General features: G+C 65.2%; 13 protein-coding genes. 6 read left to right on the top strand and 7 right to left on the bottom strand.

Going from position 1 to position 13561, the window contains the following annotated elements:
* Window positions 1-31: 31 nt before the first annotated feature.
* From D4Q51_RS04125 to D4Q51_RS04140, 4 genes are all read left to right on the top strand, one after another.
* Window positions 32-526 carry a hypothetical protein gene (locus tag D4Q51_RS04125; protein WP_162925128.1) on the top strand — a complete coding sequence of 165 codons (495 nt, stop codon included), beginning with the start codon at window positions 32-34 and terminating at the stop codon, window positions 524-526.
* Window positions 527-613: 87 nt separating this feature from the next.
* Window positions 614-1084, top strand: a complete 471-nt coding sequence (locus D4Q51_RS04130; protein ID WP_162925129.1) for a hypothetical protein — start codon at window positions 614-616, stop codon at window positions 1082-1084.
* 69 nt (window positions 1085-1153) lie between these two features.
* A complete protein-coding gene (gene gltX, locus D4Q51_RS04135) occupies window positions 1154-2485 on the top strand; it encodes a glutamate--tRNA ligase (protein WP_120076479.1) in 1332 nt (443 codons plus the stop codon).
* 96 nt (window positions 2486-2581) lie between these two features.
* Window positions 2582-4771: a TonB-dependent receptor gene (locus tag D4Q51_RS04140; protein WP_120076480.1), complete on the top strand. Its 2190-nt coding sequence runs from the start codon at window positions 2582-2584 to the stop codon at window positions 4769-4771.
* Window positions 4772-4823: 52 nt separating this feature from the next.
* On the opposite strand, the gene D4Q51_RS04145 is transcribed toward D4Q51_RS04140, so the two are convergent.
* A complete protein-coding gene (locus D4Q51_RS04145) occupies window positions 4824-5423 on the bottom strand; it encodes a nuclear transport factor 2 family protein (protein WP_120076481.1) in 600 nt (199 codons plus the stop codon).
* A 39-nt stretch (window positions 5424-5462) separates the two neighbouring features.
* A complete protein-coding gene (gene dcd, locus D4Q51_RS04150; RefSeq protein ID WP_120076482.1) occupies window positions 5463-6017 on the bottom strand; it encodes a dCTP deaminase in 555 nt (184 codons plus the stop codon).
* A gap of 168 nt (window positions 6018-6185) precedes the next feature.
* Here dcd and D4Q51_RS04155 point away from each other — a divergent pair, with 168 nt between their 5' ends.
* Entirely contained in the window at window positions 6186-6698 is a 513-nt protein-coding gene (locus D4Q51_RS04155) for a PilZ domain-containing protein (protein WP_162925130.1), read from the top strand.
* Between the two features lie 9 nt (window positions 6699-6707).
* Here D4Q51_RS04155 and putA read toward each other — a convergent pair whose 3' ends face one another.
* The gene (gene putA / locus D4Q51_RS04160) at window positions 6708-9815 is read right to left on the bottom strand and encodes a bifunctional proline dehydrogenase/L-glutamate gamma-semialdehyde dehydrogenase PutA (RefSeq protein ID WP_240624557.1); all 3108 of its coding nucleotides are present in this window, start codon (window positions 9813-9815) and stop codon (window positions 6708-6710) included.
* A gap of 91 nt (window positions 9816-9906) precedes the next feature.
* Between putA and D4Q51_RS04165 the strand changes: the two genes are divergently transcribed.
* The gene (locus D4Q51_RS04165; protein ID WP_276309485.1) at window positions 9907-10632 is read left to right on the top strand and encodes an Nmad3 family putative nucleotide modification protein; all 726 of its coding nucleotides are present in this window, start codon (window positions 9907-9909) and stop codon (window positions 10630-10632) included.
* Here the strand turns inward: D4Q51_RS04165 and D4Q51_RS04170 are convergent.
* From D4Q51_RS04170 to ftsE, 4 genes are read right to left on the bottom strand one after another with little or no spacing between them, the layout of a single operon-like run.
* Window positions 10629-11330 (bottom strand): lysophospholipid acyltransferase family protein, encoded by a 702-nt coding sequence (locus tag D4Q51_RS04170; RefSeq protein ID WP_120076486.1) that lies wholly within the window; start codon window positions 11328-11330, stop codon window positions 10629-10631. The genes D4Q51_RS04165 and D4Q51_RS04170 overlap by 4 nt on opposite strands.
* Window positions 11327-11857 carry a YdcF family protein gene (locus D4Q51_RS04175; RefSeq protein WP_120076487.1) on the bottom strand — a complete coding sequence of 177 codons (531 nt, stop codon included), beginning with the start codon at window positions 11855-11857 and terminating at the stop codon, window positions 11327-11329. Before D4Q51_RS04175 ends, D4Q51_RS04170 begins: the two co-directional genes overlap by 4 nt.
* The gene (locus D4Q51_RS04180) at window positions 11854-12774 is read right to left on the bottom strand and encodes a cell division protein FtsX (RefSeq protein ID WP_120076488.1); all 921 of its coding nucleotides are present in this window, start codon (window positions 12772-12774) and stop codon (window positions 11854-11856) included. Before D4Q51_RS04180 ends, D4Q51_RS04175 begins: the two co-directional genes overlap by 4 nt.
* The gene (gene ftsE, locus D4Q51_RS04185) at window positions 12774-13496 is read right to left on the bottom strand and encodes a cell division ATP-binding protein FtsE (RefSeq protein ID WP_120076489.1); all 723 of its coding nucleotides are present in this window, start codon (window positions 13494-13496) and stop codon (window positions 12774-12776) included. The genes D4Q51_RS04180 and ftsE overlap by 1 nt, the downstream gene beginning before the upstream one ends.
* Window positions 13497-13561 lie beyond the last annotated feature (65 nt).

The following is a 13561-nucleotide window of genomic DNA, read 5'->3' on the forward strand; positions in this document are numbered from 1 at the left end:
GGCTTTTTCGTGTCTTGTGCGTTGTGGCGGCATGAGACCTGCCGCTCTTGCGATCATTCTGGCGTTGGCTGCCTGCGCTCCGGAACCGGAGGACGAACAACTCACGACCCTGCCCGCGAACGACGGGGAGGAGAATCCAGCACCGCCGCCGCCCTCCACCGCCATTTCGGCTATCGAGACACTCGCGGGGGAATGGCGCGTTGCCGGGATCGACGGCGAACCCTTCGACGAGCCTTATGGCCTGGCGTTGAGCGCCGACGGCGAGGAAATCTGGTGGGAGCCGCGCTGCGCGAACTTCGCTTTCAGCTACCGGATAGAGGGGCTTCGCATCACGACGGGCGAGGGCAGGCCGAGCAATCCGGTCGAACCGGGCGCACCACCGCCGCCTGTCTGCACGGTGGGCATCCCGCCCCGACTGAACGAAGTGGCCCGCGCGCTGGACGTCGCCGATACAGTTGGTCGCCTGCCGTCCAACGGCGTACTGATCGAAGGTGGCGGGCATAGCATCACCCTCTTCTCGCAGTAGGATCGCGAAAACGCTAATGCGAATGAGTTGCAAATAGATTGCGAGACACTAGGCTGACCTCGAATCGCCGCCACGAAAGGTCTTCCCATGTCTCGCTCCACCGCTCCCGTCGCCGCCGCTCTGCTCCCGAAAACCTCCCGCGCAATGCTGGCGGATGCCTTGCTGCGTCCCGTCGTCGCCAGCCAGTTTCCGGCCCACGCCGTCACTCTTGTGCTGACCGTGCGCCTGCTGGCCGGCAGCATTGCCGCAAGGCGCGATCCGCTGGTGGACCTGACTCAGCGGCTGAACTCCTTCACCGCAGCGCGCGCGGTGCTCGATTTCTCGCAGGCCTGTTCCCGCGCCTGGCCGGAAAACGCGATGGTCAGCCGCCCCTGCTGCCATGCGCTGACGCCGGACGAGACGGTATTCGCCCAGATGGCTGAAGCAGCGCGCGGCGGCGATCGGCAGGGCTTCACGGCGGTGCTGGACGGGCTGGTCCGCCGCGAACGCCACGAACGGCTCTACGCGATCACCAGCCACGCCGTGGCGGAACTCTCCGCCGCCGACCCCACCATCTGAACCGCGCTTCTCTGCCGCGAGCCGCGTATCGCTTGTGAGCAATCGCCAAGCGGGCTAACCGCCTTGGCCATGACCACGATCACCCGCTTCGCTCCTTCGCCCACGGGCCGCCTGCACGTCGGCAACATCCGCACGGCGCTGCACAACTGGATGCTTGCGCGCAAGGCAGGTGGACGCTTCGTGCTGCGGATCGACGATACCGATGCCGAAAGGTCGAAGGAAGAATACGTCGAGGCTATTCGCGAAGACCTCGAATGGCTTGGCCTCACACCCGATGGCGAGGAGCGCCAGTCGGCGCGGCTCGACCTTTACCAAAACACATTCGAGCGGTTGCGAGCGGCGGGCCGGATCTACCCGGCATACGAAACCCAGCAGGAGCTTGAGCTCAAGCGCAAGATCCAGTTGGGGCGCGGCCTTCCGCCGATATACGATCGCGCGGCGCTGAAACTGACGGACGAGGAACGCGCCATCAAGGAAGCTGAAGGCGTTGCACCACACTGGCGGTTCATCCTCGACCATGACGAGGCCATCGCCTGGGAAGATGGCGTGCGCGGCCCGCAGAAGTTCGACGCGAGCCAGCTTTCGGACCCGGTGATCCGCCGTGCCGACGGTTCGTGGCTCTACATGCTGCCGAGCGCGGTGGACGATATCGACATGGGCATCACCGACGTTCTGCGCGGAGAAGACCACGTTTCCAACACGGCCGTGCAGATTCAGATGTTTACCGCACTCGGCGCCGCGCCTCCGCGCTTCGCGCACGAGGCGCTGCTGGTGGGCAAGGAAGGAAAGCTCTCGAAACGCCTCGGCTCGCTGGGATGTGACGCGTTCCGCGAGCGCAGCATCGAGCCGGAGGCGCTGGTGGCGTTGCTCGCACGGCTTGGCACCAGCCAGCCGGTAGAGCCGATTGCTGCGCGGGAAACCCTTGTAAACACGTTCGATCTGTCCACCTTCGGGCGCGCCCCGGCGAAGTTCGACGATGTCGAGCTGGATCGGATCAACACCGCCATCGTCCACCAGTTCGACTACGCGCGGGTGGCAGACCGCCTGCCAGAAGGCATGGACGAGGCCGCGTGGCACGCCATCCGCCCGAACCTGGAGCGGGTGGGCGATGCAGGCGAGTGGTGGTCGATCGTCACCGGGCCGGTCGAGCAGCCCACATTCGACGATGAGACGCGGGCCTATCTGCAGCAGGCCTCCGAAGCGCTCGAATGGTCCGCGAACCCGTGGGGCGACCTTACCGCCCGCCTGAAAGAGTCGACAGGGCGCAAGGGGAAGTCGCTGTTCCTGCCGCTGCGACAGGCGCTGACCGGCATGAACCATGGCCCCGACATGGGCGAACTGCTTCCCTTGATTGGTGAGGCAGAGGCCCGCAATCGCCTGCAATCCGCCGCGTACGGCTGACTCCCGGCCTTTTTTTGCACTTGCTCACTTGACGTTCAGCGCGCTTTCTCTAGATGCGCGATGATACATCGTTACCTAACTTGAGAGACCTGCCCAATGATCCGCAAAACCGCCCTGCTATTGGCAAGTGTTGTTATTCCATCACACGCGCTGGCGCAGGAAGCTCCGCAGCAGCCTGCCTCCAGCGAGGTCGACGTCTTGGACGAGCGCGGCGAACCGGCAAACGATGACTTTCACGGCGCCATCTATGTCACCGCCAGCGGCGTCGACCGGCTGGACGTGATTGCCGGCACCTCCGTCCTTTCCGGCATGCAGTTGCAGCGCGAAAGCGCAGGCCAGGTAGGCGATATCGTCGCCAGCCTGCCGGGTGTGGAAGCCAGCGGCTTCGCGCCGGGCGCCTCTCGCCCGATTCTGCGCGGCTTCGGCGGCGACCGCGTTCGCGTGCTGCTCAATGGCATCGGGACGATCGACGCCTCCGGCGCGTCGGACGACCACGCCGTGGCAGCCGATCCGCTGATCGCCGAGAGCATCGAGGTCCTGCGCGGGCCCGCCGTGCTGCTTTACGGCAGCCAGGCCATCGGCGGCGCGGTGAACGTGATCACCAAGCGCATCCCGCCCGGCGTTCCCGACGAACCCTTCCACCTGGACATGCTGGGCGGCGTCGATAGTGCCACCGGCCTGTGGGAAGGCGGGGTGTCGCTCGATACCATGGTGACCGACAACATCGTGTTCCACGTCGACGGCTCCTATCGCAACACCGACGACATCGAGATTCCCGGTTTCGCCGCGTCCGAAACCCTGCGCGCAGACCTGCTGGCCGACGCTGCCGAGGAAGAGGAAGAAGGCGAGTTCGAGGAAGCCGAGGAATTGCGCGACGCCGCCAATATCTCCGGCACCGTGCCCAACACCTATAGCGAGACATGGTCCGCCGGGACGGGCATCGCCTTCTTCTCGGGCGAGAGCAATTTCGGCGTCTCGTTCGACTATTACGACACCGAATACGGCGTCCCCGGTGCTCCGGGCGTGGGCCACCATCACCACGGCGAGGAAGAGCATGGTGACGGGGATCACGAGGGCGAGGAAGATCACGACCACGAAGGCGAAGAGGAAGGCGAGGAAGCCGTCTCCATCGGCCTGCGCCGCTACCGCGCCGATTTCCGCGCCAACATCGACCTTGGCGAGGGGTTCTTCGATTCCGTCCAGTCGCGCATCGGTTATTCCGACTACACCCACACCGAGTTCGAGGGTGACGAAGTCGGCACCGTATTCGAAGTGAAAGGCGTGGAAGGCCGCGTTGAACTCGTGCAGTCACGCCGCGGCAACTGGAGCGGCGCCAGCGGCTTCCAGTTCTCTGCGCAAGACTTCGTTGCGACGGGTGCTGAGGCCTATATTCCGCCCAACAACGTGGAGACGTTGGCGCTGTTCACCCTGCAGGAGTTCTACTTCGGCCCCTTCGAACTGGAAGCGGGTGCGCGTTACGAAAACACCGAGATCGAAGCTACCACGCTCGGTCTGGAACGGGATTTCGACACCGTTTCCGCCTCGGTCGGCGGCAGCTACATGCTCTTCGATGATTTCCGCGCTGGGCTTAACGTCTCACACACGGAACGCGCGCCCACGGCGGCAGAACTCTATGCCGAAGGTCCGCACATCGCCACGCAGCAGTTCGAAATCGGCAATCCCGATCTGAGCGTCGAGCGCAGCTGGGGCGCGGAAGGCTACGTTCGCGGCGAGATCGGCGAAGTGAAGATCAACGCCAGCGTCTATCGCAACTGGTTCGACGATTTCATCTACCTCGTCGGCACCGGTGAGGAAGAGGACGATCTACCGGTCTTCGCATTCCTGCAGCAGGATGCCGACCAGTGGGGCGCCGAAGCGCAGATCACTTTCCCGGTCATCGAGGGGCGAGACTTCTCGCTGCTGGGCGATGTGCGCGGTGCCTACACCAGCGTCGAGTTCGACGATGGCACCAATGCCCCGCGCATCCCGCCGCTGAGCCTGTACGGCGCCCTGGAAGGCCGGTGGGACCACTTCGACCTGCGCGGCGAGGTGGAATGGTACGACAGCCAGACCGATATCGCCCCGTTCGAGACCGCCACCGACGGCTTCACCATGGTCAACGCATCGCTGGGCTGGCACCCGTTCGAAGGGCGCGAGAACCTGACGATCATCGCCCAGGTGGACAACATCTTCGATGTCGAAGGTCGCCGGCACACCAGCTTCACCAAGGAGTTCGTGCCGATGACGGGACGTAACTTCAAGCTGACCGCACGGGCCAGCTTCTAGTCGGAACCTGTCGCCGCGAGCGCGCAATCGTGCATTCGCGGCGGCCCTTCTCTCACACTTCGTCGTAGTGGAACGGCGCGATCACCGCCTTGGGGTGCGCTTCGTATTCAAAGGTCTGCGGTCGGTCCGGGGTAATGCCCTCGGTCGAGCGGAGCAGGGGGACGCCGCCCTTGTGCCAGCCCTCGTCGTATTCGCAGTAGAAATTGATGATGCCGTGCAAGGATGCGATGCGCCACTTGCCACCTTCGCGCACGTAGGTGTTCTCGTAAGTCGCCTCGCCCCAGCGCCCTACGCTCGCATCCATGATGCCCACCATCATCAGCGTGCGCCAGCGGCCCTTCGCGGTGCCCGCCGCGCTGTCGACATGCAGCACGGGCTGCAATTGCATGTGGTTGAAGATCACGCCGTCGCGGTATTCGGGCAGACACTTGAGGTATTCGCGAACCCGCTCTCGTCCCACGTAGACCCCGCGCCCGGCGATCTCCAGCGTGCCTTCGTCAGAGAAGAGGTCCGCCGCCTTGTCCCACAGGCCCTTGTCGACATAGTAGCCGTAGGCCGCCTGCAGGTTCATCAGCTCGCGATAATCCTCGGCCGCAATGGCGCGCGCTTCAAGCGCCTCGATCCGGGCGAGAAGGTCTTCGGTCGATGGCATGGAAATCCCCTCTCCAAAGTCGTGGCGGCGGCAGGGCGATTAAAGCCTGGGCAAAGTCACTCCGCGCTGGCCCATGTATTTGCCCGCCCGGTCGGCATAAGTGACTTCAGGCCGTTCGTTGCCCTGCAGGAACAGGAACTGGCACGCGCCCTCGTTGGCGTAGATCTTCGCCGGAAGCGGCGTGGTGTTGGAAAACTCCAGCGTGACGTGGCCTTCCCAGCCCGGCTCCAGCGGGGTGACGTTCACGATGATGCCGCAGCGGGCATAGGTGCTCTTGCCGAGGCAGATCACCAGCACGTCTTCCGGGATGCGGAAATATTCGACCGTGCGCGCAAGGGCGAAGGAGTTTGGCGGGATGATGCAGACCTCGGTCTCCCGGTCCACCAGGCTGTCGCCGTCGAAGTTCTTGGGGTCCACCACCGCGGAATTCACATTGGTGAAAATCTTGAACTCGGGCGCAACCCGCGCGTCGTAGCCGAAGCTGGAGAGGCCGTAGGAAATGCACCCGTCGCGCCGCTGAGCTTCGACGAACGGCTCGATCATGCCGTTCGAAGTCGCTTGTTCCCGAATCCACTTGTCTGAAAGAATCGCCATAGGACGAGGGATTCCCGAAGAGGCGGGGCGGGGCAAGTGCGGCGCGATGTTATCCCCCCTTCGCGACGTTCGATCCGGCGGGAAAGGGCAGATCGGACAGGGACTTGTCGTGCACGGTCTTTACCGGATTTCAATCCTGCGCGGCGATTCTGGTGGCGGAGGTTTTCCGTGCTGCCCCGAATCGCCAGTCTCGACCAGTCTGCTTTCTCGCTCGATCGGCGGAGTGCGAAGCGTCGCACGCTCAAGCTGGGTTTCGATACCGCGGAGCGTCGCGGGAGGACCCGCGTTCTCATCATGGACATTTCCACGACCGGCATGAAGCTGCAGACATCCGCCAGCTTCGAGATTGGCGAGCAGATACAGCTGATCGTGCCCGAAGCCGGGCCGGTCACCGCCACCATCGTTCGCGAGGCATATTCTGAAATCGGCTGGGAATTCGGCGCGGCGTTCGACGAGCCGATTACGTCGGCTGCGGTCAGTGCCGTGTTGCTGGCAGCGCCCGCCTTCGCGCCACCCATACCGGATGAGGACGCAAAGCAATGGGTGCGCGAAGCCCGGGCAAGGTATCCCGAACCCAGCCCGGTATCCGACCTGGTCCTGGCGGTGTTCGCAATCCTTGCCCTGCTTATCGCAGGCAGCTTCGTCTACGCACTGGGTTTCCTCTCGCCAGCGACAGGCTGACCTTTACGGTCAACCCCCTGCCAGCAGGCTCGCGTTGCCGCCTGCTGCCGTGGTGTCGATCGTCGTCACCCGTTCCGTGGCGAAGCGCGTGACGTAGTGCGGACCGCCAGCCTTGGGACCGGTGCCGGACAGGCCTTCGCCGCCAAACGGCTGGCTGCCGACCACCGCACCGATCTGGTTGCGGTTGACGTAGAAGTTGCCGACCTTTGCCCGCGCTTCCACGAAACGCCGGGTCTCGTCGATGCGGCTGTGCAGCCCCAGCGTCAGGCCGTAACCTGTAGAGTTGATGTCATCCAGCACCTTGCCGAGGCCGCCTGCCGGGTAGCGGCAGACGTGCAGGATGGGGCCGAATTGCTCTTCGTCGAGGTCGAGGATGGAGCCGATCTCGACGATGGTGGGCGAGAAGAAGTTGCCCTGCTCGCAATCGGTCGGCATCGAGCGGCGCCACACGGGGAAGCCCGCGTCGATCATTTCCTGCACGTGATTCTGCAGCTTCTCGCGCGCCTCGGCGTCGATCACCGGGCCGATATCGGTGCTGAGATTGGCCGGGTCGCCAATCACCTGCGCCTTGAACGCGCCCTTGATCATTTCCAGCATCTCGTCGGCCACGTCTTCCTGCAGGTACAGGACGCGCAGCGCCGAGCAGCGCTGGCCCGCGCTCTGGAAAGCGGATGCGATCACGTCGCGCGTCACCTGTTCGGGCAGGGCGCTGGAATCGACCACCATGGCGTTCATCCCGCCGGTCTCGGCGATCAGCGTGCCGATGGCACCTTCACGCGCGGCCAGCGAGCGGTTGATGGCATGGGCCGTGCCGGTGGAGCCGGTGAAGGCCACGCCCGTCACGCGCGGATCGGAGGTGAGCGCCGCGCCGACCTTGCCGTCGCCCGGCAGGAGTTGCAGCACATCCTTGGGAATGCCTGCCTCGTGGCACAGGTCGATGGCGAGCGCGGCGATCAGCGGGGTCTGTTCGGCCGGCTTGGCCACCACGGTGTTGCCCGCGGCGAGCGCCGCGGCGGCAGGGCCCATGAAGATCGCCAGCGGGAAGTTCCACGGGCTGATCGTGGCGAAGACGCCGCGGCCGTGCAGGCGCAGCAGGTTCTGCTCCCCCGTCGGGCCGGGCAGCGGCTGCGGGGCACCGAACAGCATCCGCGCCTCGCAGGCGTAGTAGCGCAGGAAATCCACGGCCTCGCGCACTTCCAGCACGCCGTCCATCATGGTCTTGCCTGCCTCGCGGCGGCACAGGTCCATGAAGCGGGCCATGTTTTCTTCCAGAAGGTCCGATGCCTTGATCAGCAGGTCCGCGCGGGCCTGACCGCCCATCGCATCCCACATCGGCTGCGCCGCCACGGCGCGGGCGAGAGCGAGGTCCACGTCGCGCTCGCTGGCCATGACCTGGTGGCCCACGACCTTGCCCGATTGCGGGGCGCGTACTTCGTGCTTCTCGTGCTCCACGTCTGCCATCAGGGTGGGGCGGGCAACCGGATGATCCTGCCGCCAGTAGGCGAGCTTTTCCTGCAATTCCTCAAACTCGGGCGGGTGGGCGAGGTCTACGCCCATCGAATTGCGGCGGTTGGGATAAATATCGATCGGCAGCGGAATCGCCGGGTTGCGATAGGGGCGCATCGCGGCAAGGTCGCTGATCGGGTTCGTCACCAGTTCCTCCACCGGCACGTCGGCATCCGCCATGCGGTTGACGAAGCTGGAGTTCGCACCGTTTTCCAGCAGGCGGCGCACCAGATAGGCCAGCAGCTCCTTGTGCCCGCCGACGGGTGCGTAAATACGCACTGGCGTTTTCTTGTCGCCCTGCATCTTGGCGAGCGCGCCGTAGATCTCCTCGCCCATGCCGTGCAGGCGCTGGAATTCGAACGGGGTATCGCCTGCCATCGCGAGGATCGCGCCGATAGTGTAAGCATTGTGCGTGGCGAAAGCGGGATAGATCGAGTCTTCCGCCTTCAGCAATTCGTTGGCGCAGGCGAGGAAGGACACGTCGGTGCCAACCTTGCGGGTGAACACGGGGAAATCGGTGTGCCCGCCAACCTGCGAAAGCTTGATCTCGGCATCCCAGTAGGCGCCTTTCACCAGCCGCACGAACAGCTTGCGCTCGTTCCTGCGGGCAAGCTTTGCCACCCATTTGCACAGCGGCACGCCGCGCTTCTGGTAAGCCTGGATGGCAAGGCCGAACCCGGTCCAGCCTTCCTCGGTGCCGTCGTCGAACAGCTCGTCGTCCTTCATCAGGTCTTCGAAGATGTCGAGGCTCAGCTCCAGCCGCTCCGCCTCTTCGGCGTCGATGGTGAAGTGGATATTCGCCTCGCGCGCCTTGATCGCCAGTTCCTTGACGATGGGCACGATGGCCTTGCGCGCCGCTTCGGCATGATAGAAATCGTACTTGGGATAGAGCGCCGACAGCTTCACCGAGATGCCGGGGCCGGTGTGCACGTCGCCCGGCTCCTTCGCCAGCCGCTCGATCGCGTCCCAGTAGGCATTGGCGTACTTCTCGGCATCGTCGTAGGTCATCGCCGCTTCGCCGAGCATGTCGAAGCTGTGGGTCAGCCCGCGCTTCTTTTCCGGCTTTGCCCGGCCCATCGCTTCCTCGATGGTGCGGGCGTAGACGAACTGGCCGCCGATGATGCGCATGGCCTGCCAGGTGGCGTTGCGGATAACCGGCTCGCCCATGCGGCCTGTCGCCCGGCGCAGCGCGTTGGCGAGGCCCTTTTCCTGGCTCTTGCCGCCGCGGATCACTTCGCCTGTCAGCATCAGGGAGAAGGTGGCGGCGTTCACGAACACGCTGCCGCTCTCGCCGATGTGCTCGGCCCAGTCCTGCGTCGCCACCTTGTCGCGAATCAGCGCGTCGGCGGTCTCCTCGTCCGGCACGCGCAGCAGCGCCTCGGCAAGGCACATGAGGGCAATGCCCTCGTCCGTGTTGAGGCCGTAGCTGTGCAGGAAGGCGTCCAGCCCGCTGCTTTCACGTTTTCGCGCGTCGAGAATCAGCTTGCTGGCGAGACTGGCGGATTTCTCGTGCAGCTGGTTGACGATGGAAGCCTGTTCCATCCGTTCGGCCAGGCAGGTGTCCTCGTCCTGGCGGTAGGCATTGCGAAGTGCGGTTCTATCTAGGGCCATCGGGTGGGACATGGACATGGTTTCCAAAGTTATCAAGCAAAGTCGAGGGTGTAGCGACGCCGTGCAATTCGCTAGGGCGTGACTGATGAGAATGGTCCTGAGCCGCAAAGGTTTCGACTCTTCTGCCGGAGGGGGTCCCTCCCCGGTGGTGGATAAGCGCCCGAAAAGTCTGCCAATTCCGGCGAGCGGAGGGCTTTCGCGCACGTCTTACGGCGACCTGGGCCTGGGCGATCTGGCCCGTGCCGCAAGTCGCGGCAAGCTGGGCGCGGCAGACCTTTGCCACCACGATCCGATGTTCCTGCACGATGGCCGCGCATTGCTCGGCCAGTGCGGCGCGGCGCAGACTCACCTGGAGCGGCAGGGAGTCGGCGCAGGCGATGTGTTCGTCTTCTTCGGCCTGTTCCGGGAGGAGAACGGCACGCCGCACCACCGCATCTTCGCCTACCTGCAGGTGGAGGAGGTACTGCCGCTGACCGGTGCGCCACCCGAGAGGGTGGCCGAACTGGAGCAACTGGGCGTTCCCCACGCCATTGGCCTGCACGCCGCGAACGACACGGTCTACATCGGCAAGGGCCGCACCGCCGCACGCGCCAGCGATGCCTTGCGGCTGACGGTGCCGGAGGGTCCGCCGAGCCTGTGGCAAGTGCCGGACTGGCTACGCGAGACAGGACTATCGTATCACGACCGGGCAGATCGCTGGCGGGAAGGAGGCCGATTGCAAAGCGTGGCGCGGGGGCAGGAGTTCGTGGCCGATATAAGCGCGCGCGAGGATGCCCGCGCGTGGCTGAAAGCGATTATCGCGGAGATCGAAAGCTAGAGCTGCTCCGCGATCTCGGGCGGATTGAGCGCGTTCATCGCGGCATGGGTGCGCGCCTCGATTTCCGCGCGCGGCAGGCCCGGCTCTATGGGTTCGCCGAAGTGATAGGTGATGGTGCCGGGGCGCTTCCACTTGCGGTGGTAGTTCGGCCCGCTGTCTACCGCCACGGGCACCACCGGCAGGCCCAGCAGCTTGTAGAGCGCAGCGAAGCCCGCACCCAGCTTGGGCTGCGTGCCGTGGCGCACACGGGTGCCTTCGGGGAAGATCACGATGGGGCGGCCCTGGTCGATGAAGCCGTTCGCCTCCCGGATCATGGCGCGCAGTGCCTTCGCGCCTTCTTCCCGCGCCACGGGGATGACGCCGTATTCGCGCGCCGCCGTGCCCCATCCGGGAATATCGAACAGCTCCTGCTTGGCAAACAGGGCGGGGTGGTCGAAGCCATGGGGCAGGTCGATCGCCTCGAAGAAACTTTCGTGCTTGATGGCGTAGAAGGCGCGGTAATCGGGCCGCTTGCCGGTTTCTACGACGCGGATGCCCAGCAGCTTCTCGCAGGCCCAGCGATGCAATGCGGACCAGTTGTCGCACACCCCGCGCACCTTGCCCGGCGCAATGCGCGCAGCGATCACGGCTGCCAGCACCATGAAAATGGAGCCGCCGTAGAAGACGAGATAGAAGGCTATGTTGCGCAGGTAGATCATGCCAGGATTTGCAGCGTCCTTACCGCGATCAGCTTGTGGTATTCCAGAAAGAGCGTGGCAAGGCTGGGTTCGGATCGCACCGCGTCGCGCAGCACCGTGATATTATCGGGCAACTGGTCCTGCAATTCGGCAGCGGCGCGCCGCATGTGCCAGTCCGCCGTGACGAGACGCAGGGAACTGTAATTGCGCTCCGCCAGCCATTGTGCCGTTTCCCTCGCGTTGCCGCGGGTATCGAGAGCGGAAAAGCCCAGCGTGACGCAGCAGTCCATCACCCGCTGCGGCACGGCGAACTGATCCACGAATTCGTCCGGTTGCACGCTGGCATCGACGCCCGTCACCAGCATCTGCTCCGCCGCGCCTGCCTGCAACATCTCCAGCCCGCGCTGGATGCGCCCGCCGCTGCCGGTGGGCACGACGATCGCATCGGTGCGCGATTGCGGCGCGGGCTGCGGCAGGGCGACGGTGAACCAGATGAAGCCCAGCGCCCACGCGATCAGCGGTATGGCGAGGATGCGGCGAATGGTCATAGCATCCTCCTTAGCGCGCCGGTGACGGTAATGCGCGCGGTCAGCACGGCCAGGGCCACGCCGATCACCGGTACGGCAGCGATGGCGAGCCAGTCCTGCCAGAGCAGTGCCCCGCCTGCGACAAGGCCGGAGCCAAGCCCGGTGAATTGCTGCCCCAGAACGAAGATCGCCGCGGTGCCCAGCGCCAGCCCCGCCGCGCCGCCAAGGGCTGCGTCCATGCCGATGGAGCGCTGGAAGATGCGGGCGATCTGTCCGTCGGTCCCGCCAAGATGGTGAATCACGTCGATCGTCTCGCGGTTGGAGCCAAGCGCGCTGCGCGCCGCCAGCCATACGGCAGCAATGCTGGTAAAAGCCAGCAGCACGATGAGGCCAATGGCCAGGTATTGCAGCGAACGGATGGCATCGAACACGGGAGCAAGCCAACCCGCCTGCGCGTCCAGCCGTGCGGCGGGCACTTCGCGGATCAGTTCCGCACGCAGGTCCTGCAACCGCCTGGCCGTCACCGGGCCGGAGAGGCGCACGTCGATCAGCGCGGGCGTCGGAACGGCCTCGCTATTGCTCGCTGCGGAACCCAGCCACGGCTCCAGCAGGGCGGCGAGTTCCTCGTCCGGCACGCGGCGGACGGAGGCGACATCCTCGCGGCCGGTAAGGAAAGTCACGGCGCGCCGAGCCTGTCGCTCCCTTGCGGCTGGCGCGCCTTCGACCACCTGCACGGTCACGCCGCCGGCGATCTCCATGCGCGCATTGGACGCAACATTGTTCAAGGCCAGCCCCGCGCCGGTCGCCATCACGGTGAGCGCGATCATGATGGCGATCACCCACGGCATCGGCCCGGCGATGCGCGCCTGCGGCATCATCCGGGCAGTGGACCCACCGAACCGCGGCGCCCCGCGACGTATGACTGCGCCGAGCGCCATCAGGCCCTGACTTCCCGCCTTGGCGGATAGCGCAAGGCCCCGGTGGGATCGGACAGCTTGCCCTTGTCGAGCCGCATGATCAGCGAATCCGGCACCTTGCGCAGAAGGTGCACGTCGTGGGTGGCCACCACCACGGTGGTGCCAAGCCGGTTCAGCGCCTCGAACAGGCGCAACAGCTTCACCGCCATTTCCGGGTCCACGTTGCCCGTCGGCTCGTCCGCCACCAGTATCTCGGGCCGGGAGATTACCGCGCGGGCGATGGCGACGCGCTGCTGTTCCCCACCCGACAGCGTCGCCGGTCGCGCGTCGCTGCGGTGGGACAGGCCCACCCATTCCAGCATGTCGGCCACGGGCTTCTGGATTTCGCCTTCGCCCATGCCCGAGATGCGCAGGGGAAGAGCCACGTTGTCGAACGCGGTCAGGTGCGGGATCAGCCGGAAATCCTGGAACACGGTGCCGATGCGCCGCCTGAAAGCGGGCAGTGCCTTGCGCGGCTGGGTGATCAGGTCGTGCCCGAACATGCGGATTGCCCCGCGCGTCGGCCGCTGGGCAAGGTAAAGCAGTTTCAGCATCGAGGTCTTGCCGGCACCACTCGCGCCGGTGAGGAAATAGAAGCTGCCGGGGTAGAGCGTGAAGGAGATGTCGCTCAGCACCTCGCGATCGGTGCCGTATCGCAGCCCGACGTTGTCGAACTGCACTATTGAATCCCCTGCCGCGCTCATGGCCGGTTGCTAGTGCCTTCTCGGGGCGCGGGAAAGGGGGATGCGGCCATCGGCGGCGGATATAG

The organism is Aurantiacibacter odishensis (assembly GCF_003605195.1).
In the GTDB taxonomy this organism is placed as follows: Bacteria; Pseudomonadota; Alphaproteobacteria; order Sphingomonadales; family Sphingomonadaceae; genus Alteraurantiacibacter; species Alteraurantiacibacter odishensis.

Bases quoted from the DNA above. Each gene is read 5' to 3' on its own strand.
- D4Q51_RS04125 (WP_162925128.1), top strand. From the start codon at position 32: ATGAGACCTGCCGCTCTTGCGATCATTCTGGCGTTGGCTGCCTGCGCT.
- D4Q51_RS04130 (WP_162925129.1), top strand. From the start codon at position 614: ATGTCTCGCTCCACCGCTCCCGTCGCCGCCGCTCTGCTCCCGAAAACC.
- gltX (WP_120076479.1), top strand. From the start codon at position 1,154: ATGACCACGATCACCCGCTTCGCTCCTTCGCCCACGGGCCGCCTGCAC.
- D4Q51_RS04140 (WP_120076480.1), top strand. From the start codon at position 2,582: ATGATCCGCAAAACCGCCCTGCTATTGGCAAGTGTTGTTATTCCATCA.
- D4Q51_RS04145 (WP_120076481.1), bottom strand. From the start codon at position 5,423: ATGCCATCGACCGAAGACCTTCTCGCCCGGATCGAGGCGCTTGAAGCG.
- dcd (WP_120076482.1), bottom strand. From the start codon at position 6,017: ATGGCGATTCTTTCAGACAAGTGGATTCGGGAACAAGCGACTTCGAAC.
- putA (WP_240624557.1), bottom strand. From the start codon at position 9,815: ATGGCCCTAGATAGAACCGCACTTCGCAATGCCTACCGCCAGGACGAG.
- D4Q51_RS04165 (WP_276309485.1), top strand. From the start codon at position 9,907: ATGGTCCTGAGCCGCAAAGGTTTCGACTCTTCTGCCGGAGGGGGTCCC.
- D4Q51_RS04170 (WP_120076486.1), bottom strand. From the start codon at position 11,330: ATGATCTACCTGCGCAACATAGCCTTCTATCTCGTCTTCTACGGCGGC.
- D4Q51_RS04175 (WP_120076487.1), bottom strand. From the start codon at position 11,857: ATGACCATTCGCCGCATCCTCGCCATACCGCTGATCGCGTGGGCGCTG.
- D4Q51_RS04180 (WP_120076488.1), bottom strand. From the start codon at position 12,774: ATGGCGCTCGGCGCAGTCATACGTCGCGGGGCGCCGCGGTTCGGTGGG.
- ftsE (WP_120076489.1), bottom strand. From the start codon at position 13,496: ATGAGCGCGGCAGGGGATTCAATAGTGCAGTTCGACAACGTCGGGCTG.